This window comes from Sphingobacterium sp. NPDC055431 (genome assembly GCF_053644255.1).
This window is the reverse complement of the sequence record NZ_JBSHLH010000016.1, coordinates 14,268-38,760: the sequence shown is the minus strand read 5'-3', so window position 1 is coordinate 38,760 and position 24,493 is coordinate 14,268. Positions and strand designations below refer to the sequence as shown.

At 41.6% G+C, this 24,493-nt stretch carries 23 protein-coding genes; 9 read left to right on the top strand and 14 right to left on the bottom strand.

Features of this window, described 5'->3' with window-relative positions; genetic code table 11:
* The first annotated feature begins 40 nt into the window (after nt 1-40).
* Nucleotides 41-430, top strand: a complete 390-nt coding sequence (locus ACWIB3_RS14000; protein WP_185214230.1) for a nuclear transport factor 2 family protein — start codon at nt 41-43, stop codon at nt 428-430.
* A gap of 663 nt (nt 431-1,093) precedes the next feature.
* Here ACWIB3_RS14000 and gap read toward each other — a convergent pair.
* The 3 genes from gap to pfkA are packed head-to-tail and all read right to left on the bottom strand — an operon-like array spanning nt 1,094 to nt 3,931.
* Complete coding sequence (gene gap, locus ACWIB3_RS13995; protein ID WP_185214231.1) at nt 1,094-2,089, bottom strand: type I glyceraldehyde-3-phosphate dehydrogenase; 996 nt, start codon at nt 2,087-2,089, stop codon at nt 1,094-1,096.
* 5 nt (nt 2,090-2,094) lie between these two features.
* Nucleotides 2,095-2,943 carry a hypothetical protein gene (locus tag ACWIB3_RS13990; protein ID WP_185214232.1) on the bottom strand — a complete coding sequence of 283 codons (849 nt, stop codon included), beginning with the start codon at nt 2,941-2,943 and terminating at the stop codon, nt 2,095-2,097.
* 4 nt (nt 2,944-2,947) lie between these two features.
* A complete protein-coding gene (gene pfkA, locus ACWIB3_RS13985; protein WP_185214233.1) occupies nt 2,948-3,931 on the bottom strand; it encodes a 6-phosphofructokinase in 984 nt (327 codons plus the stop codon).
* A gap of 142 nt (nt 3,932-4,073) precedes the next feature.
* Between pfkA and ACWIB3_RS13980 the strand changes: the two genes are divergently transcribed.
* From ACWIB3_RS13980 to ACWIB3_RS13960, 5 genes are all read left to right on the top strand, one after another.
* Entirely contained in the window at nt 4,074-4,736 is a 663-nt protein-coding gene (locus ACWIB3_RS13980; RefSeq protein ID WP_185214234.1) for an NUDIX hydrolase, read from the top strand.
* A gap of 152 nt (nt 4,737-4,888) precedes the next feature.
* Complete coding sequence (locus tag ACWIB3_RS13975; RefSeq protein WP_185214235.1) at nt 4,889-5,494, top strand: TetR/AcrR family transcriptional regulator; 606 nt, start codon at nt 4,889-4,891, stop codon at nt 5,492-5,494.
* Between the two features lies 1 nt (nt 5,495).
* Entirely contained in the window at nt 5,496-6,815 is a 1,320-nt protein-coding gene (locus tag ACWIB3_RS13970; RefSeq protein WP_185214236.1) for a TolC family protein, read from the top strand.
* Between the two features lie 13 nt (nt 6,816-6,828).
* Entirely contained in the window at nt 6,829-7,887 is a 1,059-nt protein-coding gene (locus ACWIB3_RS13965; RefSeq protein ID WP_185214237.1) for an efflux RND transporter periplasmic adaptor subunit, read from the top strand.
* 25 nt (nt 7,888-7,912) lie between these two features.
* Nucleotides 7,913-11,083, top strand: a complete 3,171-nt coding sequence (locus ACWIB3_RS13960; protein ID WP_185214238.1) for an efflux RND transporter permease subunit — start codon at nt 7,913-7,915, stop codon at nt 11,081-11,083.
* A 417-nt stretch (nt 11,084-11,500) separates the two neighbouring features.
* Here the strand turns inward: ACWIB3_RS13960 and ACWIB3_RS13955 are convergent, their stop codons facing one another.
* Entirely contained in the window at nt 11,501-11,668 is a 168-nt protein-coding gene (locus ACWIB3_RS13955; RefSeq protein WP_454291914.1) for a hypothetical protein, read from the bottom strand.
* Nucleotides 11,669-11,798: 130 nt separating this feature from the next.
* Between ACWIB3_RS13955 and ACWIB3_RS13950 the strand changes: the two genes are divergently transcribed.
* Nucleotides 11,799-12,773: a YihY/virulence factor BrkB family protein gene (locus ACWIB3_RS13950; protein ID WP_185214240.1), complete on the top strand. Its 975-nt coding sequence runs from the start codon at nt 11,799-11,801 to the stop codon at nt 12,771-12,773.
* Here ACWIB3_RS13950 and ACWIB3_RS13945 read toward each other — a convergent pair whose 3' ends face one another.
* From ACWIB3_RS13945 to ACWIB3_RS13930, 4 genes are read right to left on the bottom strand one after another with little or no spacing between them, the layout of a single operon-like run.
* A complete protein-coding gene (locus tag ACWIB3_RS13945) occupies nt 12,774-13,883 on the bottom strand; it encodes a hypothetical protein (RefSeq protein WP_454291913.1) in 1,110 nt (369 codons plus the stop codon). It abuts the gene before it with no gap.
* Between the two features lie 3 nt (nt 13,884-13,886).
* The gene (locus tag ACWIB3_RS13940) at nt 13,887-14,894 is read right to left on the bottom strand and encodes an ATP-grasp domain-containing protein (RefSeq protein ID WP_454291912.1); all 1,008 of its coding nucleotides are present in this window, start codon (nt 14,892-14,894) and stop codon (nt 13,887-13,889) included.
* Nucleotides 14,895-14,915: 21 nt separating this feature from the next.
* Nucleotides 14,916-16,751 (bottom strand): flavohemoglobin expression-modulating QEGLA motif protein, encoded by a 1,836-nt coding sequence (locus ACWIB3_RS13935; RefSeq protein WP_254527924.1) that lies wholly within the window; start codon nt 16,749-16,751, stop codon nt 14,916-14,918.
* Nucleotides 16,738-17,559, bottom strand: coding sequence for an N-formylglutamate amidohydrolase (locus ACWIB3_RS13930; RefSeq protein WP_185214244.1), 822 nt, complete (start codon nt 17,557-17,559; stop codon nt 16,738-16,740). The genes ACWIB3_RS13935 and ACWIB3_RS13930 overlap by 14 nt, the downstream gene beginning before the upstream one ends.
* Before the next feature lie 148 nt (nt 17,560-17,707).
* Here ACWIB3_RS13930 and ACWIB3_RS13925 point away from each other — a divergent pair, with 148 nt between their 5' ends.
* Nucleotides 17,708-18,154, top strand: a complete 447-nt coding sequence (locus ACWIB3_RS13925; RefSeq protein ID WP_093098056.1) for a DoxX family protein — start codon at nt 17,708-17,710, stop codon at nt 18,152-18,154.
* Between the two features lie 147 nt (nt 18,155-18,301).
* Nucleotides 18,302-19,171, top strand: a complete 870-nt coding sequence (locus tag ACWIB3_RS13920) for a pirin family protein (protein ID WP_454291911.1) — start codon at nt 18,302-18,304, stop codon at nt 19,169-19,171.
* Between the two features lie 55 nt (nt 19,172-19,226).
* Here ACWIB3_RS13920 and ACWIB3_RS13915 read toward each other — a convergent pair whose 3' ends face one another.
* From ACWIB3_RS13915 to ACWIB3_RS13890, 6 genes are all read right to left on the bottom strand, one after another.
* A complete protein-coding gene (locus ACWIB3_RS13915; protein ID WP_454291910.1) occupies nt 19,227-21,548 on the bottom strand; it encodes a multicopper oxidase domain-containing protein in 2,322 nt (773 codons plus the stop codon).
* A 44-nt stretch (nt 21,549-21,592) separates the two neighbouring features.
* Entirely contained in the window at nt 21,593-22,441 is an 849-nt protein-coding gene (locus tag ACWIB3_RS13910) for a DUF3347 domain-containing protein (protein WP_454291909.1), read from the bottom strand.
* An 85-nt stretch (nt 22,442-22,526) separates the two neighbouring features.
* The gene (locus ACWIB3_RS13905; protein WP_454291908.1) at nt 22,527-22,910 is read right to left on the bottom strand and encodes a hypothetical protein; all 384 of its coding nucleotides are present in this window, start codon (nt 22,908-22,910) and stop codon (nt 22,527-22,529) included.
* Between the two features lie 133 nt (nt 22,911-23,043).
* Nucleotides 23,044-23,253: a hypothetical protein gene (locus ACWIB3_RS13900; protein WP_093098049.1), complete on the bottom strand. Its 210-nt coding sequence runs from the start codon at nt 23,251-23,253 to the stop codon at nt 23,044-23,046.
* Nucleotides 23,246-23,839, bottom strand: coding sequence for a methyltransferase domain-containing protein (locus ACWIB3_RS13895; RefSeq protein WP_454291907.1), 594 nt, complete (start codon nt 23,837-23,839; stop codon nt 23,246-23,248). Before ACWIB3_RS13895 ends, ACWIB3_RS13900 begins: the two co-directional genes overlap by 8 nt.
* Before the next feature lie 192 nt (nt 23,840-24,031).
* On the bottom strand, nt 24,032-24,481 hold the full coding sequence (locus ACWIB3_RS13890; RefSeq protein ID WP_454291906.1) for a GNAT family N-acetyltransferase: 450 nt from the start codon (nt 24,479-24,481) through the stop codon (nt 24,032-24,034).
* Between the last annotated feature and the right edge of the window lie 12 nt (nt 24,482-24,493).

Genomic DNA, 24,493 nt, shown 5'->3' with positions numbered 1-24,493 from the left:
ATGTTCTAATTTTGTACAATAAACATTAAAAGAAATTATTATGACAGCAAAAGAAGTAGTAATTGCATATGCTGAAGCACTGGGAAAAGGTGATGTACCGACAGCATTTTCGTATTTTTCAGAAGGCGTTAAATGGCATCAGCCAGGCGACAATCAATTTTCTGGATTGAAAAACGGTGCTGATGAGATCGGTAAAATGATTGCTGGTATGATGGAAGTTTCCAAAGGGACCTTTGCATTAACGCCAAACAGTAATTTAATGGTCAATGGTGATTTGGTTGCAATGCCTTTGCGTTTCAGCGGTTCGATAGACGAACGCAAATTGGATATGTTAGGTGTTGATCTGTTTAAAGTGGAAAATGAAAAGATTACCGAAGTTTGGTTGTTTTCAGATGACCAAGAAGCTGAAAATGCTTTTTGGGGGAAATAGTAAAATATTATTTAATGGACATATTGATAAAGAGCATTCTAAAAAATGCTCTTTTTTTATTCAGGGATAAGCAAGGAAGAGAAGGGTAGGGAAATATTTCATTCCTTCCAGGGGTTTTCAAAAAAAATATGGGCATAGATAGTCCCGAGACCCTTCGGCGGAGCCCTCAGGGTGACACATAAAAGGTTTTGAAAAATATTTCAGCCATGCTGTGGATTGGTCGTTGATCGATTTCCATTTTTTATAAAGATGTTCCCCATGGGAGTTTGGGCTGTGGATTTGTAGGCGCGAGAGTTTGAAAATTTAGGAATTTCTTTAATCAGAAAGCGATGTTGATGTTAGGATTGCAGAAGGCGGGCTTATGCAATAAGCCCCTACAAAATCGGCTACCTTTCCAGTGGCAAATTAAGCATAATCTTGGACCATCCTCACATCCCTTCCATCCTGGTTCAAAACCCAGATCTTGGACCATCCTCACATCCCTTCCATCCTGGTTCAAAACCCAGATCTTGGAATATCCTCACATCCCTTCCATCCTGGTTCAAACATGAACTTGCTTACTTTTTCGCAAAAAGTAACAACAAAAAAACAGTAGCAGCTCTTCGCCACTACTGTTTTTCATATAGGAATTATTCCTGTTTCCAGGAACAAATCAAATTATACTTATAATTTACCTACTTCTTGAGCTAGGTCGATAATTTTGTTTGAGTAACCCCACTCATTATCGTACCATGATACCACTTTCACGAAGTTATCGTTCAAGGAGATACCAGCTTTAGCGTCGAAGATAGAAGTACGGGCGTCACCTAAGAAGTCAGTAGAAACTACATCATCTTCAGTGTATCCAAGGATACCTTTCAAGTCGCCTTCAGAAGCCTCTTTCATTGCTTTTTTGATGTCTTCGTAAGAAGCACCTTTTTCTAGACGTACCGTTAAGTCAACAACAGATACGTCAGCAGTAGGAACGCGTAGAGACATACCGGTCAATTTACCTTTCAATTCAGGTAAAACAAGACCAACCGCTTTAGCAGCACCAGTTGAAGAAGGGATGATGTTTTGGTAAGCACCACGTCCACCTCTCCAGTCTTTTACTGAAGGACCGTCCACAGTTTTTTGAGTAGCAGTCACGGCGTGAACTGTAGTCATCAAACCTTCTACGATACCGAATTTGTCGTTCAATACCTTAGCGATAGGTGCTAAACAGTTTGTAGTACAAGAAGCGTTAGAAACGATGTTGTATTCTGGTTTAAGATCTTTATGGTTTACACCCATTACGAAAGTAGGAGTGTCGTCTTTAGCAGGAGCAGACATAATTACTTTCTTAGCACCAGCTTCGATATGTTTTTGAGCTAATTCTTGAGTCAAGAAGAAACCTGTAGATTCGATCACAACTTCAGCACCAACTTCATTCCATTTCAGGTTTGCAGGGTCTTTTTCAGCTGTAACGCGGATAGTTTTTCCATTAACGATCAAGTTACCGTCTTTTACTTCAACAGTGCCGTCGAATTGACCATGTGTTGAATCGTATTTCAACATGTATGCTAAGTAATCAGGTTCTACTAAGTCGTTAATACCTACTACTTCGATATCACTGCGTTTTACAGCAGCTCTGAATGCTAAACGGCCAATACGGCCAAATCCGTTAATTCCAATTTTCATTTTTACTAATTTTTATTTATAAAATATTTAACAAGGTTTTGTACAGGTTCCCTAATAATGGTGCCCACGGCCAGATGGTTTTCTTTGGCGATTTCGCGCAACCAATCGGCGTAATTATTAGCTACTGAACCTGTGAAATTTAAGGTTGAGTCAGGGTATGTCTCCGAAAGGGGGACCAAATAGGTCTTCACATATTTTTCGAGACCTTTTTTGATGATCCCTTCCATGTAAGGGTCATCCTTGTTTTCCAGGATGAAGTCGGCGAAAGAGGTCAGGAAGATGTTAGGGTTTGGGCTGTTGTACGTTTTGTCCAGGATTACCTTGCGGTCGATGTTGTGCTTGTGCAATAACTTTTCGCGGAATCCCTGGGGCATGGACTCGGTCAGGAAATCCTTGAGGATCTGACGTGCCTGCCAGTTTGTAGAAGCTTCATCCGCTAGGATGTAGCCCAGACCATAATTGTTCTCGACGACTTTACGTCCGTTATAATATGCAGCATTTGACCCACTGCCGATGATGCCAATGATCCCCTTTTCGTTTCCGAAGGTGGAGATTGCCGAGGCCAGCATATCGTGGCTGGCTTTGACTTTGGCATTCTTGAAGAAATTGGAAAATACCTTTTCGATCTTTTCCTGTCTTTCTTTGGAAGAGGCACCGGCGCCGAAGAAATAGATCTTGCGGATCTTTTCGGCATTGTTGATCAGTTGGGTGTTTTTATTGAGCAGCTGAAAGATAAACCTTTCATCTTGGATATAAGGGTTGATACCGGTAGTGCGGAATCCATGAAGGATCCTGCCTTTTTCGGCAAGTCGCCAATCGGCGTATCTTGATCCACTAAAAACGACTGCAATCATAAGTTTATATGTTCATTACTTCAGCAATAGTGATGAGCTCTTCATCCAGTTTGAATTCCTTGCCACGCAAAGCTTCCTCCAGAGTGGTGCTTACCATTTTGCTACCACGTATTCCTACTGTAGCGCTTCTATTGCCATTTATTAGTTCATTGACTGCGAAATATCCCATTCGGGTTGCAAGTACTCTGTCGAAACTACTTGGGGATCCTCCACGTTGTAAATGTCCTAATATACTAACTTTTGTGTCATAAAAATCAAATTTTTCTTCCACGCGTTTGGCAACATTGTAGGCGCCACCATTTTTATCACCTTCAGCAATAATAACGATCATGGAGGTTTTGTTTCGATCTTTTGCAACTTCCAACATTTCGATGAGTTCGTCGATTGCGGTATCCTTTTCAGGGAGCATAATGGCTTCTGCACCACCAGCTACACCAGCATTCAGGGCGATACATCCAGAGTCTCTACCCATTACTTCAACGAAAAACAAACGGTTATGTGATGCGGCGGTATCTTTAATTTTGTCAATGGCATCAATGACAGTATTGTTTGCCGTGTCAAAACCAAGGGTATAGTCCGTACCATATAGGTCGTTGTCGATAGTTCCTGGGATACACATCACCGGGATATCATATTCTTGGGAGAACACTTCGGCCCCTGTAAAGGTTCCATCTCCACCGATTGCCACCAAAGCGTCAATCCCCACTCTTTTAATATTTTCGTACGCTTTTTTACGTCCTTCAGGAGTTCTAAATTCAGGGCAGCGAGCAGATTTCAAAATAGTTCCACCTTTTTGAAGGATAGAACTTACCGAGCGACTTACCATTTCGGTAAAATCTCCCTCGATCATTCCTTCATATCCCCTAAATATACCTGTTACTTTGAGGTCGTTAAAAAGTGCTGTTCGAACTACTGCGCGAATGGCTGCATTCATGCCTGGAGCGTCTCCTCCTGATGTATAAACGCCAATCCTTCGTATCTTGTTCATTAGGTCTTTCTTATTTTTTAGAAATACGAATATAATGTGTATTTCTTACACTATTAAATTTTTTTAGTAATTTGTTTGTGTAATTCTTATTATTGTTGAGGTTTTAGGGGAAACAATTGATCAATTAAAATAAATTTAGATTTTGCAAACACATTTTACCATAGATTGTGTCATTCTGACATTTGATGAGGGCCAACTAAAAGTATTGTTAGCGGAAAGAAATGAATATCCTTACAAGGATTGGTGGGCTCTACCGGGCTATTTTGTGAATAAATACGAGGAAATGGCCGATGCTGTGGCCCGTATCCTATTCGAGATGACTGGGTTAAAGGATATTTACATGGATCAATTGGCCGCCTTTGCCGGGGTCAAGCGACATCCCGAAGGGCGGATCCTGACGGTTGCTTACATGGCTTTGGTACAGATGGAAGAGGTCAAGAATAAAATTTCCTCGGGCGGTACCTATATGCGTCAGCTGAAATGGTTTCCTGTAACAGAATTGCCTGACCTGGCCTTTGACCACAAAGATATTATAGAGCTGAGCTTGGACCGACTCAAGAAAACGGTCACTTTTTCTACCACTCCCTATGAGTTATTGCCAGCCAAGTTTACCCTGACCCAATTGCAGCAAGTCTACGAGGCCTTACTCAACAAACAGCTAGATAAAAGGAACTTTAGGAAAAAAATCAATAATCTGGGTTATCTCAAAGAATTGAATGAATTCCAAAAAGGAGTATCCTATCGTGCTGCAAAGCTGTATTCATTCGACAAGAAAAAATTCCACAAAATCTTTAGCCAGGACTAAAAACAACTTCCTTAAATTTTTGTCTAAACGTAGGTCCTATGTTAAAAAAGTGTTAATCGTCACTTTTTTGACAAAGGGATGATATTATTTATTTTCTATTTTATACTTTTGAACAATTTTTAGAAAAAGTCAAAAATAAAAAAGGTATAAAAATGGAGAACCGTAAGGATCAAATCATTGATGCAGCGTTGAAACGCTTCTCTCATTTTGGTTTTCATAAAACCACAATGAATGAAATTGCCGATGATCTGCGAATTACAAAAGCCAATCTTTACTATTATTACCCAGATAAGTCAACTCTTATTTTAGATGTATTGATAAAGATTGGAAATGATGTGTATGCAGGAGAGAAGGAGATTGTAGAGTCCTATTCAGGCGACCTGATGAAGACGATGACGGATGTATTGGAATATAGGGCTGCTTATACCCGCAAATATTATGTGTTGCATATCTGTGAGAACCTGGACTGGATCAAAGGTCTGGACTTGAACGAGGTGATGCAGGAGTTCTATAAACGTGAGGTGGCCTTGATCAAGATGCTTTTCCAACGTTCGATAGAAGCTGCCGAATTGATCATGGATGATGTGGAAGGATGTGCACAGACTCTAGTAGAAATACAGAAAGGCCTTGGGATTATTCATACCATTTCGGATGTCATTACAGGCATTCCGAATGAGTCGAATGTAGACAAGATCGTAGAGAGTCAAAAAAGAGCGCTAAAACTAATTTTCGAAGCACGAATAGCTAGCAACAAATAGAATGAATAAAACAAAACTTATGGCCCTTATGGTAGCGGGAATGCTATCCGGATCATTGTTACATGCACAAGAGACCTTAACCTTGCAGGAAGCGGTAAAATTTGCATTGGAGAATAAAGCTGAAGCCAAAAAGGCGATGCTGGACCTAGAAAACTCGGAGTACCAAATCGACGAGGTTAGGGCAGGGGCTTTACCACAAATCAACGGCTCGGCAAGTGTAAAATACAATGCCATCATCCCAAGTATGCCCTTGGAAGTTGGTGGACAGACCCAATATCTTAAAATGGGTCAGCCTTGGAACTCCACTGCTGGACTTTCAGTGAACCAACAGATCTTTAACCAATCTTTGTTCACTGGCTTGAAAGCAGCAAAGACCACGCGCGAATTTTATATAATCAACAGACAGTTGACCGATGAATCCTTGATCGAGAAAGTGGCCAATGCATATTACGATGTTTTCCAAACGCAACTGCAATTGGAAACCATTGACAATAACTTGGAAAATACCAATAAGACCAAGACGGTAATTGAAGGTTTGGTTACTGCGGGTATCGCTAGACAGATCGACTTAGATCGTATCATAGTAAACATCAATAACTTGGTTGCACAGAGACAGATCGTTGTCAATGCATTGGAACTAAAGGAAAATGCCTTGAAGTTTGCGATCGGTATGCCAATCGAAACAGATATTGAATTGCCAGAAGAAACATTTGATGTAAATCTGGAAATGGCAACATCAACCATGGATTTAGCAGGTAGGACCGAGATCAAGTTGATGGAAAAACAAGCTGAATTATTGGAGCTGAACAGGAAGAGCATGAAAGCGGCCTATTATCCTTCGTTGTCATTTGGTGGTGATATCGGTTACCAAGGTTTCGGTCAAGGGATACCGGGAAGCAATGACTTCAAATGGTTCCCAACATCAGGACTAGGCTTGAACCTATCCATTCCAATCTTCAATGGTGGTTCTACCAAAGCAAAGATCAATCAGGCAACCATCCAGATCAAACAATTGGAGGTTGATATTGAAGATACTCGTCTTGGTCTGAACTTGGCCAATGAAAATGCGAAAGCGCAGATCAAGAACAGTTTATTGACCGTGGATGCGAACAGAAGAAACGTTGACCTGTCAAAAGAAGTTTTGGATGATACCCAGAACAACTACCGTAACGGTTTGGCAACCTTGACCGAGCTTTTGGATGCAGAGAATGCACTGGCTACGGCAGAGAACAACCTGAATACCTCATTGTTGAATTATAAAATTGCCGAGATCCAGTTGATCAAAGCAAACGGACAGTTAAAAACATTAGTAAACGAATAATATAACCACATAAATGAAACGTACATTAATTACCCTAATTGTTATCATTGCTGCTGGAGCAGGTATCTACTTTATCCTCCAAAAGAATAAAGCAAAAAATGATGCAGATACAGCTGCGGTAGCTGAGAAGAATGCTGCAGTGGCAGTTCGTATCGATACGGCTGAGAATAGCAATATGAGCTTAGAATACCTAGCGAACGGTACTTTTATGCCAAAACAAGAAGTAACGGTAGCAGCAGAAACTGGTGGTCGTGTGGTTCGTGTTATGGTTGATGAAGGATCAAGAGTTTCAGCAGGACAGACATTGGCAATCGTGGAAGGCGATAAGCTGAACGTGAATGTTGCTAATGCGCAAGCTAGTTATGATAATGCGCTAGCGAACCTACAACGTTATGAGAATGCCCTGAGCACTGGTGGTGTTACTCAACAACAAGTGGATCAAATGCGCCTTCAGTTTGAAAGTTCTAAAAATAACTTGAAAAGTGCAAAATTGACTGCTGGTGACGTAACGATCAAAACATCGGTTGCTGGTATCGTGAATTCCCGTAAGATTGAACCAGGTGCTTATGTAAGCCCAGGTACTCCGGCATTTGATATCGTGAATGTGAGCACTTTGAAATTGCGTGTGAATGTTGACGAAAAGAATGTTGCAACCCTACGAGTGGGACAGGTTGTAAACGTAAGAGTGAGTGTATATGCTGACAGAGAGTTTACTGGAAAGATTACTTTCATTGCACCTAAGTCCGATGGAAGCTTAAACTTCCCAGTGGAGATCGAGATTGCGAACAACCCGAACAATGAATTGCGTGCAGGTATGTACGGAACTGCTGTATTCGGAGCAAGCGGTACTTCAAGCGTATTAGTAGTTCCTAGAACAGCATTCGTAGGTAGTATTTCGGATAACAAAGTATTCGTTTTGAAAAACGGAAAAGCAGTAGAATCAGAGGTTGTAGCAGGTAGAAGCTTTGGTGATAATATTGAGGTTCTTAGCGGTTTACAAGCTGGTGACCAAGTTATTGTTTCAGGTCAGATCAACTTGTTTAACAACTCACCTGTTGAAATCATTAAATAATTTGTGCTAAGAACGAACTCATAAAATGAAGATTACTGAAATATCGATAAAACGTCCGAGTCTAATCATAGTATTGTTCATACTATTGACATTAGGCGGGATATTCTCATATACCCAATTGGGTTATGAGTTGATACCTAAGTTTGAGGTAAACGTAATTACCATCCAGACCGTGTATCCAGGTGCTTCACCTTCCGAGGTTGAGAGTACTGTAACCAAGAAAATTGAGGATGCCGTATCCTCGTTGGAAAATATCAAGAAATTGGAATCCACTTCCTTGGAGAACGTTTCGATCGTAATGATTACCCTGAATGATGGAGCGGATGTCAACTTCCTGCTCACAGATGCCCAGCGGAAGATCAATGCGGTCCTCAATGACCTCCCTGAAGATGTCGAGGCTCCATCCTTGAATAAATTCTCCCTGGATGATATCGCCATCATGAGTTTGGCGGTGACTTCCAACCAATCGGAGAAAGAATTGTACGACCTGTTGGACAACAAGATACAGCCGATCTTTGCGCGTATCTCTGGTGTTGCAAAAGTAGACATGGTCGGTGGTGAAGAACGTGAAATCCAGGTTTCCGTAGATCCACAAAAAGCAGAGGGTTATGGAGTTTCCATTTCCCAGATCCAGAACGTAATTGCACAGTCCAATTTGGACTTCCCAACGGGTAACGTGAGCACACGTGAGTCTAGAACGACAATCCGTTTGGCAGGTAAAGTTGTGGATGTTGAAGAGTTGAGAAACTTGCCTATTACCACGCCTACAGGTGTAACGATCTTCTTGAGAGATGTTGCCGATGTTCAGGATGGTATCAAGGAAATCGAAAAAATCGCTCGTTTGGACCGTAAGAATACCATTCTATTACAGGTATTCAAGCAGTCGGATGCGAATGCGGTTGAGGTTTCCAAATTGGTAAAAGAAACCATTGAAACTGTTCAGGTAGATTACAAAACAGATAATATTCAGATCAAAGTTGCGAACGATTCAACGGATTATACCTTGAATGCAGCAGACAACGTAATCCACGATTTAATGATCGCGATTGCCTTGGTAGGTTTTATCATGTTGTTCTTCTTGCACAGTTTGAGAAATGCGGCGATCACCATGATTGCGATTCCGTTATCCTTGGTGGCAACCTTTATCGGTCTGTTATTGATGGGATATACCTTGAACTTGATGTCCTTGTTAGGTCTTTCCCTAGTGGTAGGTATCTTGGTCGATGATGCGATCGTTGTAATCGAGAATATCCACCGCCATATGGAGATGGGTAAGAATAAGGTTCGTGCAGCTTATGATGGAGCAAAAGAGATTGGATTTACCGTATCGGCGATTACCTTGGTTATCGTGGTGGTATTCTTGCCTATTGCGATGTCAACCGGTTTGGTAGCTAACATCCTAGCACAGTTCTGTGTGACGGTAATTATTTCGACCTTATTATCCTTATTGGTTTCCTTTACCGTGGTGCCTTGGTTGTATTCACGTTTCGGAAAATTAGAGCATATCAATCCTAATTCCTTTATCGGAAAGATTGTACATGGTTTTGAAGCAGGATTGACAGCATTCACGCACTGGATCACAGGTATCCTTGAATGGTGTTTGAAAAACTGGAAAACCAAATTGGCAACCTTGTTTATCGCTTTGGTTCTATTCTTTGGTTCATTCGCATTGGTAGGACTTGGATATATCGGTACTGACTTCTTCCCGGCATCAGATAAGGGAGAATTCATGATCCAGTTGGAATTGGAGAAAGATGCGTCTTTGGAGAAAACCAACTTCCTGACACAAAAAGCAGAATCGATTATCGAGTCTAAACCAGAAGTGGAAAGTATCATTACCACAGTAGGTCAATCCTCTGATGGGGTAATGTCTACAGCAGGTTCACGCTATAAGTCAGAGATCCACGTGATCTTAAAAGATACCTATACAGAAAGCTCGAAGGTTTATTCAGCTCGTTTGAAACGTGAGTTGGAGAATAAATTGATCGGTTCCAAGGTTACGGCCGTAAACATGGGCTTGATGGGAGCAGAGCAGGCACCTTTGAAATTGACCGTAATGGGTTCAGATTTGGAAGATGCACGTGAGTTTGCGATCAAGGCGGAAGAGATTTTACGCAATATCCCTGGAGCTACAGGTGTGAAATTGACTTCGGAAGATGGTAACCCTGAGATCCGTGTTCAAGTGGACCGTGATAAGATGACTTCACTTGGATTGAATGTGGCTACTGTAGGTATGACCATGCAGACAGCATTCTCGGGTAACACGGACAATAAATTCCGTGCAGGTGATAACGAATATGATATCAATATCCGTTTCGCTGAGAGTGGAAGAGCAAATATCAATGATGTGAGAACCTTGAAGTTTATCAATAACCAAGGGGCGACCATTTCACTGGATCAGTTTGCAACCGTAGGTTACGGCTCAGGACCAACATTATTGGAACGTCGTGATAAATCACCGGCGGTATCTATCCAAGGTTCGGTAGTTGGTCGCCCAATGGGTACCGTAGCTGCTGAATGGGAAGAAGGATTCTCTAAGTTGGAGCGTAAGCCAGGTGTAGTATATGTATGGGGTGGTAACATGGAAAGTCAAACTGAAGGTTTCGGTACCTTAGGAGTAGCTTTGATTGCATCCATCTTATTGGTGTACTTGGTTATGGTTGCTCTTTACGATAGTTTCTCTACTCCATTTGTGGTATTGTTCTCGATTCCATTGTCATTCATCGGAGCGTTATTGTTACTAGCATTAACGAACCAGACCTTGAACATCTTTACCATCTTGGGTATTATCATGTTGATCGGTTTGGTGGCGAAGAATGCGATCCTATTGGTTGACTTTGCCAACCATAGAAAAGAACATGGGGACAGTACACATGACGCTTTGGTTGCTGCCAACCATGCCCGTCTACGTCCGATCTTGATGACAACCATCGCGATGGTTTTCGGTATGATCCCGATTGCATTGGCAACAGGTGATGGTGCGGATACCAACAGAGGTTTAGCGATTGTAATTATCGGGGGACTTTTATCGTCTCTATTATTGACCTTGGTTGTCGTACCGGTAGTTTACTCGATCTTCGATGGTTTCGGTCGTCGTTGGGGTAAGAAAGAAAAAACGGATTATGCTGAATTGATGGAAGCGGATTATGTTCCAAACGAACATTATGTTGACGAAATGGAAGTTAAGCATAACTAAACTTGAACAATTAATTTTCTAAATACTAAAGGCCTGGAATTCGTTTCAGGCCTTTTTTATTGATAATAGGTAAATTTTAGCGTTCATTTTTGCTGGAAATGGATTAGAAATTGATGGAAATCGACGGAAAAGCAGGTGGTTAAACATGTAATTTATTTCTGGTAAAATCATTGTTTTTTGTGGTTTTAAGACAGATTTATGATTTTTTGAGACCGATAAAACCTTTACTTTTTTTAGAAATATATCCTTCTATCGTGAAATTTACCGTACTTGGTACAAAGCAAATTCCTCCAACGAATCGAATTAAATTTGAAATCGGTTTTTGGGTCGAGATATTTAAAGATCACACACACTAACTATTATGCTAACGGCCTGAATCCGCAAGGATACAGGCCGTTTAATTTTTTCCGTTTTCTTTTAATCGCCATCGTGGTCATCGACCTTATTGGGGTTAGGAGGGAGCGGATTGGTATCACCTTCCGGACGCTTTCCGGTATCCGATTGTACTTTTTCGTTGTCCTCCCTTGGTTGTTCAGGTTTGTCTTTTTCTAATTCTTCAGGTCTTGTTTCATTCTGTTTGCTCATGATCTGTTTATTAATTGTTTCTATGCTTAGAACAAGAGAGGCAGCTTTATGTTCGGAACAATTGTTGATTGCATAAGCAAACATTTTAATTTGATGGCTGTTTCTAACAGATAGAGAGCAACGATAATTTATGGAAAAACAAGAAAGCAAAGGATTTTTTAAGGATACATTTCAAATATTAAAGAATACTGTCATGGGGTTTATGAATGAGGACAGTATGAAGTACAGTGCATCACTAGCTTATTATACGATATTTTCCCTTGGTCCCATATTGGTTTTGATGATCTCCCTGGCAGGGATCTTTTATGGAGAGGATGCCATCAAAGGTAAGTTGTTTTCAGAGTTGAATGAGCTTGTTGGACTGACCGCTGCCCGTCAGATTCAGGACGTAATCAAGAACCTGAGTCTTTCTGGTAAATCTAATCTGGCCCTTATCGTCAGTATCGTGACCTTGATCATCGGTGCCACTACGGTATTTGGGGATATGCAAAACTCCATCAATAAGATTTGGCATGTCAAGGCTAAACCCAAAAAGGGCTGGTTAAAGATGATTATGGACCGTTTGCTTTCTTCTTCCTTGATCATTGGATTGGGATTCTTATTGGTCGTGACTTTGGTTGTCAATGGTATTATCCTGGCCTTTACCGATAGGTTATTACGATTTTTCCCGGATATGACGGTCTATGTGATGGATTTAATCAATTTTGCATTGACCTTCGGTATCACTTTTATCCTCTTTGCCGTGATCTTTAAGGTGCTACCCGATGTGACCATCAGCTGGAGGCCTGTAAAGGCAGGAGCCCTTTTTACAGCTATATTGTTCGCTATTGGTCGTTTTGGAATTGGTTTTTATCTACAATCATCCGACACGGAGTCTACCTATGGTACGGCGGCATCCATTGTCTTGATCTTGTTATGGGTGTACTATACGGCCGCCATCCTTTATTTTGGAGCCATATTTACCCGAGAGTTCGCTACGTTCCATGGCATCAGTATTGAACCTTCTGAATATGCCGTTCATGTAGAATTAAAAGAGATAGAAAGGAATGTCAGTGAAATCCCCCCCGCGCCACTAACTGAGGAGGAAAGGGTTATTGAAAAATAATCAATTGAAGATGCTGTCTATAGGAATCCAGATAAATCTGGGGCGGTAAACGGAGGCTTTCTTCCACCATAGTCTTTCACTGTAGGTATTGATGTTATAACTGACCAATACGCTGTTGTTTCTCCTGATCTGAGGATGGAACATGGCATTGTAGGTGAATAGGCTATCTGATTTAAGTTCGGGTTCATTGATTTGATAGAGCAGTTTCTCCTGTGCAAATGGTCCTTGGAAATTATCAGCGGTATAGGAAAGGATCTTTCCAGGTATCTGATAGCGATCTTGGTTGATCAATACAATCTTGCCATTGAACTCCCGAACACTGAATTGCTCGGAAACCATACTGTTTATGCCCTTGATGGCTTGGCTTTTATCAGCTTCTTTTACCCAATTGCTACCATTCCAATATTCTAATTTTTCTAATTTGCTCCCTTTTATGCGAGCTCGCATAACATGCAATTCCGACCTGAAGTTTTTGTTGTCTGCTTTCGAACCATAGATATAGAGCACATTATCTTTTCGGAGGATGGCATGTCCATAATGAATTGGGTTACTGCCTGCAATAAATGGAGAACGATCCAGAATGTTATAGTTCACAGGATCCAGCAACAGGAAATCACAGCCTTCATATTGAAAGGCAAATGGTCCTTTTTCGTTAGCTTTCTTGCTGTATTTGGCCATAAATACCAGTAGCTTTTCCTTGTAGATTATTGCATCTCCTGGCCAATACCAGTACTTGCCTTTTTCTTCTTCCTTCACATCAATAAAGGAACTGGGTTGATCAAAATTACCGGAATATAGGCTTCTGATGGAATCCTTGCTCATGAGCGTTGCGGTATTCCCTAAGATAAACTTTGATGGCTGCTGCCTGATATTATCTTTGATAGGGCCAAGGAAAGAGTCTCCCCAGAGGAAGAGCGATTTTCCTTGGCCTAGATCTATTGAAATGCTTCCATCTGCTCCTGATATCCCAATAGGGTTTTCTGGCAGCAGCAGGTCTGTAAATGCGCTATCTACCTGAATGGTATCCCTTAAAGCTACCTGTGAAGCCTCAGCTTGGTTGATGGCCGTTATGACCACAAGTAAAAGGCTCCATTTTGAAAGCTTCTTCATCAATTATTTATTGTAAAAATCCTTGACCTTTTTCTCTAAATCCATGATAATGGCATTTGCAAAGTCCTTCTTTAAAATTTGTGAAGCATGGTATAAAGCTCCTGGGCTGAATACATTCACCTCCATGATCTTGTCGCCAACGATATCTAAACCAACTAGGTACATATTATCATCTTTAAGCTGTTGGGATACCTTGCCAACGAGGTTCAGGATATTTTCATCAATGATAGCTTCTTCCGGTTTAGCCCCTTGGTGGATATTGCTACGGATTTCATCTTCTTTTTGGACTCTCCTGACTGCGGCATACTTTCCATCAACGATCAATGGTTCGCCATCCATCATAAAGAATCTAATATCGCCTTTTTTTGCTTCAGGAAGGTATTCCTGTGCAATGACATAGCCATCCCTCGCAATGGCCTCTACAGTTTGTTTTAGGTTTTGGCGTTCTTTATAGTCGATCATAAAGACATTTTTGCCTCCAGAACCTTTTAAGGGTTTAAGGATGATCTTATCCTTTTGTTCCTCCAAGAAACGAAGGACATCGTCGTGGTTTCTGGTGACCAAGGTTTTGGGACGAACGGATTTTGGAAAATTCTCCAGATAGAGTTTGTTGTTGGCTTGGACCAAATAATCAGGGTCATTGATGACATAGCGACCATTCCTTTTGACGATCTGTGCAAACTGGATTCCCGCTGCAGCGGCCCAAGGTCTATTGAGCATGTCCAGGGTAGGGTCAAACCTAAGCCAAAGGACATCGATCTCGCCTAAATCGACCAAGGTCTTTTCAGCATCTTTCAGGTGTTTTACAAAATCTGCTCCATTGCTGAGGCCATGTTGGGGGTTAATGACGCGGCAATGCGCCAAGACGGTCTGTTCATCTTCATAAACAAAATCTGCCAAGCCAATGTAAAGAACGGAATGTCCTCTTTCAAGGGCTTTGAGGGCCAGCATGGTCGTCGTGAATTTTTCCTCTTCTTTGTGAGACTGGTTGATTAAGATCGCTATTTTCATATATGTTGTTGAAAAAATTTCTTATTGAATTAATTTAAAAATGCTGCCTTTCCTTTTCACGTCCTTCCATTGTGGACTGAACTCTGGGAAGAGGTAGCGTGGTGTGATAGCAGGGGGGATCAAGATTTCCTTTTGGAGGAGATCCTTGATAATGGGCAGGTAATCCTTTCGGATTTTTCCCATCATGAGCAGGTGTACATTGTTGCCATCCTTCAGGTAATTCAGCAGCTCCATAATCCCTTTCAGGTAAAGGGCATCCTTGGTCAGGCCACCACCCCGATAAACGCGCATGACAATCTGAAAGGCCGTTTCGGGCTGAAAACTATATTGTTCAACGAGCATGTTGAAGGTGTCGATAAATGAATTGCCCAAAAGCATGTTCTGCACTGCAATAACACGTGCTGCAATGATGCGCAGGCGATCATTGTTCAATCCGCCTACAATGTATTCCGCTAGTACGGCAAGTCCTTCCTGCAGTTCTTCATAGCCGGGAACACCTAAGCTGAAGATGCTCAACGGTTGCTGTCGTCCATTGAAATAAGTGACCACATGGGTTCCGATCTCATGCTGGATCAAGGCTTCAGCCCGCTTGCGGGTCAGTCTATATTCCTTGCTGATGTTCAGCACGCCGCGGTTGACCATCACGCCAGAGATATCTTCACGGACACGGACAGGGCTATTAAATTCCTGGTTCTGCCTCTGTAAAAACTTGATTTCATCCCTTGCCAGTTTTGCAAACTCATTTGCACTGATATAATCATCACTTTTTTTGATCGGTTCTTCAGGTTCTGTGACCATCAGGATGGCCATAGCTGACTTGTATAGTTTCTCTGAGACGTTGCCAAAGACCTGTAGACTGCCGTGCAGGAAGTCCTCCTTGCCACGATCGGCAATCATGCTGACCATAGAGTCCAATTCGGTCCGCTTATCCCGAAAGATATAGGCCATGGTAGGATCGTAAATATCTTCTATTCGAAGATTGTACAGTCTCCGCTTGACCAAATCGGGGTCAATGTGCATGGGCCTATAGAGGAACTTGGGTGTTTTCCAGTACTTGTCTTTTTTGAACTGTAACCAGGCTTCATGCGCATTCAATGGAGTCACCATCAAGAGAAAGTCGAATTTGGTGCTTTCCTGGGCCAATGATTTATCGATATCGATCATCAAGGGCGTTAGTTCCTGATGGAAGTTGAGCCTTTGTGCTGTGGCATTGAGATGGGTGTAGACGCGCAGGAACTCAAAGAACAATCGGGAAAGGGACTTCGCTAGAGTTTCGCGATATAAGCGCATCAAGATCGGTAAGACCTGATCCTCATCTTCAATATAATTCTGTTTTATGGAAAGCCCCATATAGAGAATCTGCTTGTTCTGTAATTCTTTCTTGCTGAACAGAGCTGAAACATCCAAAGGTTGAGGGATATTAAGATCCTTCGCCAGGGAAACATTGATTTCACGGGCTTCCTTTTTGATGTTCTTCTGAAAATATTCAGCCAGCGGCAGCATATCCTTTTGCCCCACATGGACCATGATATCCTCCTTCTGTCCCGGTTCAGCAGTCCATGCCTCGACTAACAGACATGCGCCAAACTCTTCAGCCAGCCGCTGGGATATAGGTTTTATCCATTCCTCCAGATCAAATTCCTTGGACCGACAGACAATGCTGGCATTTTCCGTTTTGGCAAGATCCACCAACATCTTGTCCCTCTTTTCTGCACTGGGCACTCTGTAAATAAAGATATAGGGAACAATTTTGTTGAAGATGAACTTGCCTACGTTGGGAATCTGATAATGGACTGCATTCCGCTTATTGATAGCGTTTAAGATTCTTAAAAGGGGTTTGTTCTTATCTTGAATCATTTTTAAAGTACTGTTTTAAGACCTGGATTGAATTCATTAGAAGTTGTTTGCAGGAGACTACCCTTGGAAGGTCAGGAGCACCGGTCCACTCGTCCATAAAATCCTTTCGGAATTCGATGGATAGGACACAGCCATATGCTCCGAATTTTTTGTTGATCAACTGGGATAGGTATCCTCCCTTAAATTTAATGTTTTCTCGAATATCAATCGGTCCATCGTACAAGCTATCCTTGCTGATGAAACCCATTAACTGATCAATCAGGGGTTGCCACTTTGGATCGACATAGGCTGTTCCAAGGTTGATTTGCGGATTGATTTCGGTGTCAACTTCTTCCTCAGATCCATTGCGCTTGGCATTATAGCTATGGATATCATACACTACAAAATAGCCATATTGGTCGATGGTTTCTTGGATCTGCTCTTCAATTTCCTGATAGATGTTTTTATGGTCTAGGTAGAGTTCTGTAACAATATTTTCGGGAAGGCTGTCTTTCCAGACCTGCAGTCCCCAAGCTTGATCGGGACGCAGATATACCGAATCTTCAATCTTTCGGTTGAGATCAAGTTGGAACCGTGAGGAGCCGACGATAAATTGATTCATAGGTAATTCAGCCATGACAGCTGTAAATGGATCCTCCTCACGCAGTCTTTCACTTTCATTGAGATTGATATATGGGTCAATAAAAGGATCGATCTGCTGTCCATCATGAATCGCAAAAGCCCAAAAGGGGCTATCTATTCTTTTAATGAAATACTTGGTGAATTTTGCCATAAATATCTTTTCTACTTTAATGAACAATAAATCCATTAATTAGTTTTCTGCAAGGTTTTGAGAGGTTTATTGATTTTAGGGAAAAGCGAGGTTTGCTAATTATTTTACAAAAAATTATTAAATACATAATATCAGGGTCTTTATTTGCGTTTTAGTTTTATAACCAGTTAAAAAGGAGGTTGTTATGAACCTAATTCAACGCATTGAACATTGGGGAGATGCCCATCATCCGAGATGGATCGATTTTATGAGGATTGTACTCGGGATTCTGATCTTTGCAAAAGGAATAAGCTTTATTATGGATCGTGATTCAGTCGCTACTTTGATCGAGAAGACACATTTTCAATTATCCATTTGGAGTGCAGTGCACTATGTGGTGTTTGCCCACCTTGTTGGCGGGATATTCATCGCATTGGGACTTTGTACCCGATTGGCGGTAGCTCTTCAGATTCCCATCCTGATAGGTGCGGTATTCTTTGTGAACATTACGAATGGATTCAGCTTTTTGAATTCAGAATTTTGGTTGTCCCTAGTGGTACTTTTACTCCTTATCTATTTCTTGATCGTAGGTTCAGGGCCAATGTCACTGGACAAAGCGATGGATAAGCCAGGTTATAAAAGACAAATTTAATAGGTTAGAAAACCTATAAAGATTTCTTAGTTTTATTTGGAAAGGCCTTGTTAGCAAGGCCTTATTTTTTTGCTTTACTTATTACCATAGGTCAACGCTTTCCGGTTAAGGAAGGGTTAACTTTGTATTACTAATAAGGAGAATACCATGAAAGAAAAACAAATTGAAAGGATTCTTAAACCTGGAATGCCACATTTTGTCGGGGATGGTTTTAGAGTGCATAGTTTTATTCCTTCTGCTATTCCAATGCAGAGAATGGATCCATTTATTGTATTTGATTATAACTCAAAATATAACTTTCCAGCGAGTGAAATCCCAAAAGGGGTAGGAGTGCATCCACACCGTGGATTTGAAACGGTGACCTTAGCCTATAAGGGCAGGGTAGAGCATGCGGACAGCAGTGGCGGTGGTGGAATTATCGGTGAGGGTGATGTACAATGGATGACCGCTGCTTCTGGTGTATTGCATAAAGAATTCCATGAATCGGAATGGAGCAAGAATGGTGGTGAATTTCAAATGGTGCAATTATGGGTAAACCTGCCAGCTGCACATAAGATGTCGACACCAAAATATCAGGCTTTGGAAAATAAGAACATCCCAAAGGTTGATATAGATGGTGGATTAGGATATATTGAGGTTGTGGCGGGTGAATACCAAGGAACCAAGGGTGCTGCGAGTACCTTTTCGCCCGTGAACTTATTCAATGCTAAGTTGAAGGCCAGGGCTAAAGTAGATTTTGAATTTCCAGAGGACTTTAATACGGGATTGTTAGTTCTGGAAGGCTCTGTCAAGGTCAATGGACAGGATGTTGCAACCGATCATTTTGTTTTGTTTGCAAACAAGGGTGAAAAGATCGAGTTGGAAGCTACAGAGGATGCTTTAGTCTTGGTTTTGAGTGGCGAACCGATCAATGAGCCCATCGCAGCTTATGGTCCATTTGTCATGAATACCGAGGACGAGATCAAACAAGCGTTCCGTGATTTTCAAACTGGCAAATTCGGTTACCTGGAAGATTAATATTTCCATCGATAAATAAACAAGGGTAGAACATGTTGTTCTACCCTTGTTGCTTTTAATAGTTAACCGACAATCCTACTCCAAATCCCATGTCCGAATCATAATGGGTTCGGACCCCTAAATTCTTGGTCAGGATATAACGCAGGTCGCCCATGTATTCTAGATCGGAGTTGACCATCACTCCGGCTCTTAATCTTTTGGTTACTGGTATGTCTTCACGCATCAATTGCAATCGGACATTTCCATCATGGTATACTTCGGCCTGGAATCTTACCAGCATAGGCAGCATATAGGTAAAACCGGCAGAGAGTAAAGCTCTTTCGTTTTTGCTGTTCCGCTGTCCGAAGATGTTCTTTTCCGGACCGTGATTGTCCATTCTCCTATAGCGATAGTCAAAACCGATAAAAGGCATGAACCATTGCATCTTTCCAATGTATCGGCCTAGATGGGTTTCGACCTCATAGCCGTGCATATCAGAATAGCCTAATCGCCATTCGGTAGTGAGGCTATATCGGGTGTTGTGCAACATCAATTCGCCATCGTTTCCATTGGTCGCAAAATCATTTTGGATCATGAAGTGCTTCATGTTGCTTTCTTTTTGCAATTCGCGATATGCCCATGCTTTATTTGGCAGATATGGATTTGGCTGTTGGTCTTCGGTGCTGAACACGCGGTTCATCCCTGCCATCATATGGTAAAGGATATGGCAATGGAAGAACCAATCCCCTTCCACATTGGATAGGAATTCAATGGTATCTGTTTCCATAGGCATAATATCCAAGACATTCTTTAATGGCGCATAATCTCCCTGACCATTGATTACCCTAAAGTCATGTCCATGAAGGTGCATGGGGTGTCGCATCATTGAATTGTTGTACAGGATGATCCTTAGGATTTCGCCTTCCTTTATGAGGATTTTGTCGCTTTCGGCAAGAACTTTATTGTCCATGCTCCAAACATATCGGTTCATGTTACCTGTCAACTCAAACTTCATTTCCCTAATTGGGGCATTTTTTGGCAGGGTTGTCTTCGTAGGAGATCGAAGCATACCATAGTTTAAGGTCACGATATCGGAACTAGCATGTTGACTATGGTCCATAGCTTCCATTTTGGAATGGTCATGCCCGGTTGCTTGTTCCTCCTTATTTCCCATATCATGCATGGAATGGTCTTCCTTGTGGGAAGAGCTGTCCTGGGCTCCATGGTTTTGATGATCTTGATGTCCTTTCTGATCTTGGATCTCAGGATACATGACGGTATTCATGTCCATTTTCTGCAGGCTCATCTTCATCCCCATATCGTCGAGGTCGCCATTCATTTTCATCATGTCGTTCATCATCTTCATTCCTTCGAAGTATTTCAACTTCGGTAAAGGACTGACCAATTGCTTGACACCGGAACCTAAATACATGGAAACATGATTGGTCCTGTCTTCAGGAGTTGCCATAAATTCATAGGCGAAGCCATCCTCCGGAATGGTCACAACGATATCATAGGTTTCTGAAACTCCGACAATCAAACGGTCGACTTCGACTGGTTCTACATCATTGCCATCATTGGCTACCACCGTGATTTTCCCACCGGCATAAGTCAGCCAGAAATAGGAGGAAGCACCGGCATTGATTACTCTCAGCCTTACCTTATCCCCAGCTTTGAACTGCGAATATGTCTGCTCTGATGTACCATTCAACAAGAAACGGTCATAATACACATCACTGACATCCATGGCCAGCATGCGCTTCCATTCGTTGGTAAGCTTGGTATTAAAATGGCCATCTTTGATTGCCTCTGCATAACTTTGGGTTGCATTCTTCTTGATGGCAAACCAGTCGTTGGCATTGTGGAGCATTCGGTGCACATTATCGGGATCCATATTGGTCCACTCGCTTAACACAATCGGGATTTCAGGAAGGTCATCAATCCCTTTTCTAAAATTGGGGTCCTCAGCTCTTTTTTTCAGGATCATCGCACCGTACATACCGATCTGCTCCTGCATACCGGAATGGCTATGGTACCAATGGGTTCCGTCTTGGATGATCGGAAACCGATAGGTAAAGCTGCTGTTTGGGGCGATCGGCATCTGAGTCAGAAAAGGAACTCCATCTTCCTTGTTCGGTAAATAGACGCCATGCCAGTGTAGGGAAGTCCCTTCCTTGAGTTTGTTGTGTACATGGATTTCTGCAGTATCACCTTCAGTAAAGGTCAATGTAGGCATAGGGATCATGCCATTCACTGCCACCGCCCTACGGTCCTTACCTGCATAGTTTACCATGCTGTCTGTTACATTCAGGTCGTAACGCACAACTTTTTGGGAAAAACCAACTGTTGAGCATAGCAAAAATGTACAGATCAATATGTATTTGATTTGTTCTCTCATGAATACCTCTTACGTGTTTAAATAATAGATTTACAGCAATGGTTTTAGATTTTTTCCTTTACCTCGCCGCAGCTCATCATTTTAGATCCGTAATAAGGGTTTTTAATTGCCTCCTCATTGCTTAGCCAATGTGCACCTTTATTGTTGTTTGCCATCGGGCAATATTGCCAATAAAGGCCTTCACTTGCTTTTGAAGTTTTGGCCAATTCATACATATGGTTGGAAAGGGCCATGAAAGTATTTCTTTGGCCTTCCAGTTTGCCATCCTTTGAAATTGCTGTAGATGCCTTTTCCATGCTTCCTTTCACTTTCATCCATTGCTTGTGTTCATTGTCTGCAAGTGCTTTCATGTCTACTTTTAGAATGCTTTGGCCTAGCTTTTCGGCAGCAATCGCTGCTTTTTTCTGGTCACTGCTCACTAAGGCATCCTTCAAGGTCAGATAATTTTGGAATACAGGCGCTAGCCCTTTAGCTTGGCTTGCATCTTCATGCTGAGCAGCTGCCTTAGGCATGTTATTGTGGTTCATCTGAGCATGTGGCCCACCTTTCACCTCGTGGTTTCTGTCGTATCTGCAACATTCGTGCAGGTTGGCATATACATCGTCTGGTGCCCTGAATTGCGCATTGTCATATCCCGCCTGGGCAATTTTCTTCAAAACAGCTTCCTCACTGGTCTTTGTTGTATCAAAGGTGATTTCGGCTTGTTTCTGTTTGGTGTCCCATGTTACTTTTGCGATTTTGCCTTCCGAACCATTCGTTTCAATAGTCTTTTTGCACATTCCGCAATTGCCGTTTACGGCTACCGTTACTGTTTTTGAATTGTTGATTTGAGCTATACTAGCATTTATACCTAAGCCCAGGATAAGGCCTAAGATTAAGGATATCTTTTTCATCTTTTAATTTTTTAATACATATAAATAACCTGGCAAACCTGATTTGCCACTAAATTCTAAAACCAATAGGTTTTTGTAGCTTGTATTAAACTATTTTGGGAGGGATGAAAATCGAAGAATATCCGGTGGTTTCTTGAAAAACCAATAATGTAGATATCTTTTCCCTATGAGTAGGGATATGGAAGTGAAATTCAAATGATGGGTTGGAATAGAGGCAACAGCTATGGTTTGCCATCATTGGACAGCAGCAGGTGCTATCGCCACAGTTACTGTTGTCTTTATTGCTCTGAGGTTGATCGTGCGCTTCAGTGTCGCAACAACTATGCTCATCAGCAGTATGATGTTGGTCAGTTTCACAATTTGTTTCCACAGCGATCCTTTCCTGATGTTCCGTACAAGCAAATGTAAGCTTGGGGCCGATCAAGGCAATGAGTGTGAAACAGATTATGTAAACTATCTTCGTCATCATGTGATATTTACAAAGCTAGGGAAAAAAATCAGAAAGCGAAAGCTCGGTAAAAGTGAAGGCCCAGGTTGGGAACCTGAGCCTATAGTCACTAACTATTATTAATTATACCTTGCTATTTTATTTTTGAAGATCACTATCTTCTTTCTCTAGGTGGTACTTGGCAAGAGCCATTTACCGAACATCCCCCAATATTCATCAAGGGTAAAATCGTAAATAGTACGCCTAAGCCGGCTATTAGCCACATCTCTGCTTTAACCCCTTGGATAATAATGAGGATACCCATTACCAATCGCAATACCCGCATCACATTCCATTGGGACAAATAAATCTTAACTTTATCCATTTTTTCTCTCCAATTTTATAAATAATTCCGATCCTTTTCTTGGCACAATGCTATTGTAGCAAAGTTCCATCTTCTCAAGTTTGAAATAAGGCTCAAAAAGCTTGCTGTATTCTTCAGCAGACCCACCAAATGGAGGACCTTGCTTTTCGAATTCAATTCCAAATAAAACCCCTGCAATCTTTCCTTCAGATCCCAAAAGCGAATGTGCTTTTTTTACATAATCCGGACGAAGCTTTGGCTCCAATGCACAGAAAAATGTTTGTTCTAGCATCAGGTCATACTCCCCTTCATGTTGAAAGAAATCGCCTAATATGATCTCAATGTTTGCTTGATCCTTAAATCTTTCCCTTACCTTTTCAATAGCCTTTGGTGCAATATCGATCAAGGTTAAATCAGTGAAACCTTGTTCTAAGAGGTAGGCAGCTTCATAGGCATTCCCACATCCAGGGATCAATATTTTCGCATCCTTGTTTGGATAACTGTCCATGAAGGCTACAATAGGAGTAGAGGCATAGCCAATATCCCAACCTGTCTGTTGGTTTTCCCAACGCTCATTCCAGAAGTTCTGATCTAAAGATGTTTCCATTGAGTGATTTTTTAAGAACGCTACTCTTTATTTCTTACAAAGAATAGCACAAAAGTGTAGATTAATATTATGTTGCTCTGTATCTTTTGTTACACAGCTCTTTAGTATGCAATTGACGAAAATAGAAGAAAGTTTCTCAAGGAGAATTCAAAGATGAAATAAAGCTAAATAATTGCCTTTTTTACAAACCCACTAGCCTTGGTATTCCATCAGGACCATATCAAAACCTTTAGCCCAATAATCGGGAACTCTTTCTTTGACCTGAAAGCCCATCTTTTGATAAAATCCCTCGGCCATTTGTGAAGTCCTTACAATCAATCTTTGGATATGGGGCATTTGCTGAACATGCAGGATTCGATGTTGGGTCAATAAAGTCCCTGCTCCATTTTGCTGCAAGGTCTTATCTAGGAAATCCCAACTTAGACGCGCCGTGATTTGATCTTCATCGTAATTGATCCCTCCAGCACCAACTATCTGGGCATCTTTGATGACTACAAAATAATCTTCTATCTCTTGTTCCAGATAATGGAAGAGGTCCTGCGTCTCGCTAGGGTCAAAGAAATCCGGAACATTGCTGTTGAAAACACCGATGATCTCTTGGAAGTCTACGGGCTGGTATCGACGGATGGAGAATGTGTTCATGGTACCATATTT

Excerpts from the sequence above, each read along its gene's own strand:
- ACWIB3_RS14000 (WP_185214230.1), top strand. The coding sequence starts at position 41 with ATGACAGCAAAAGAAGTAGTAATTGCATATGCTGAAGCACTGGGAAAA.
- gap (WP_185214231.1), bottom strand. The coding sequence starts at position 2,089 with ATGAAAATTGGAATTAACGGATTTGGCCGTATTGGCCGTTTAGCATTC.
- ACWIB3_RS13990 (WP_185214232.1), bottom strand. The coding sequence starts at position 2,943 with ATGATTGCAGTCGTTTTTAGTGGATCAAGATACGCCGATTGGCGACTT.
- pfkA (WP_185214233.1), bottom strand. The coding sequence starts at position 3,931 with ATGAACAAGATACGAAGGATTGGCGTTTATACATCAGGAGGAGACGCT.
- ACWIB3_RS13975 (WP_185214235.1), top strand. The coding sequence starts at position 4,889 with ATGGAGAACCGTAAGGATCAAATCATTGATGCAGCGTTGAAACGCTTC.
- ACWIB3_RS13970 (WP_185214236.1), top strand. The coding sequence starts at position 5,496 with ATGAATAAAACAAAACTTATGGCCCTTATGGTAGCGGGAATGCTATCC.
- ACWIB3_RS13965 (WP_185214237.1), top strand. The coding sequence starts at position 6,829 with ATGAAACGTACATTAATTACCCTAATTGTTATCATTGCTGCTGGAGCA.
- ACWIB3_RS13960 (WP_185214238.1), top strand. The coding sequence starts at position 7,913 with ATGAAGATTACTGAAATATCGATAAAACGTCCGAGTCTAATCATAGTA.
- ACWIB3_RS13955 (WP_454291914.1), bottom strand. The coding sequence starts at position 11,668 with ATGAGCAAACAGAATGAAACAAGACCTGAAGAATTAGAAAAAGACAAA.
- ACWIB3_RS13950 (WP_185214240.1), top strand. The coding sequence starts at position 11,799 with ATGGAAAAACAAGAAAGCAAAGGATTTTTTAAGGATACATTTCAAATA.
- ACWIB3_RS13945 (WP_454291913.1), bottom strand. The coding sequence starts at position 13,883 with ATGAAGAAGCTTTCAAAATGGAGCCTTTTACTTGTGGTCATAACGGCC.
- ACWIB3_RS13940 (WP_454291912.1), bottom strand. The coding sequence starts at position 14,894 with ATGAAAATAGCGATCTTAATCAACCAGTCTCACAAAGAAGAGGAAAAA.
- ACWIB3_RS13935 (WP_254527924.1), bottom strand. The coding sequence starts at position 16,751 with ATGATTCAAGATAAGAACAAACCCCTTTTAAGAATCTTAAACGCTATC.
- ACWIB3_RS13930 (WP_185214244.1), bottom strand. The coding sequence starts at position 17,559 with ATGGATTTATTGTTCATTAAAGTAGAAAAGATATTTATGGCAAAATTC.
- ACWIB3_RS13925 (WP_093098056.1), top strand. The coding sequence starts at position 17,708 with ATGAACCTAATTCAACGCATTGAACATTGGGGAGATGCCCATCATCCG.
- ACWIB3_RS13920 (WP_454291911.1), top strand. The coding sequence starts at position 18,302 with ATGAAAGAAAAACAAATTGAAAGGATTCTTAAACCTGGAATGCCACAT.
- ACWIB3_RS13915 (WP_454291910.1), bottom strand. The coding sequence starts at position 21,548 with ATGAGAGAACAAATCAAATACATATTGATCTGTACATTTTTGCTATGC.
- ACWIB3_RS13910 (WP_454291909.1), bottom strand. The coding sequence starts at position 22,441 with ATGAAAAAGATATCCTTAATCTTAGGCCTTATCCTGGGCTTAGGTATA.
- ACWIB3_RS13905 (WP_454291908.1), bottom strand. The coding sequence starts at position 22,910 with ATGATGACGAAGATAGTTTACATAATCTGTTTCACACTCATTGCCTTG.
- ACWIB3_RS13900 (WP_093098049.1), bottom strand. The coding sequence starts at position 23,253 with ATGGATAAAGTTAAGATTTATTTGTCCCAATGGAATGTGATGCGGGTA.
- ACWIB3_RS13895 (WP_454291907.1), bottom strand. The coding sequence starts at position 23,839 with ATGGAAACATCTTTAGATCAGAACTTCTGGAATGAGCGTTGGGAAAAC.
- ACWIB3_RS13890 (WP_454291906.1), bottom strand. The coding sequence starts at position 24,481 with ATGAACACATTCTCCATCCGTCGATACCAGCCCGTAGACTTCCAAGAG.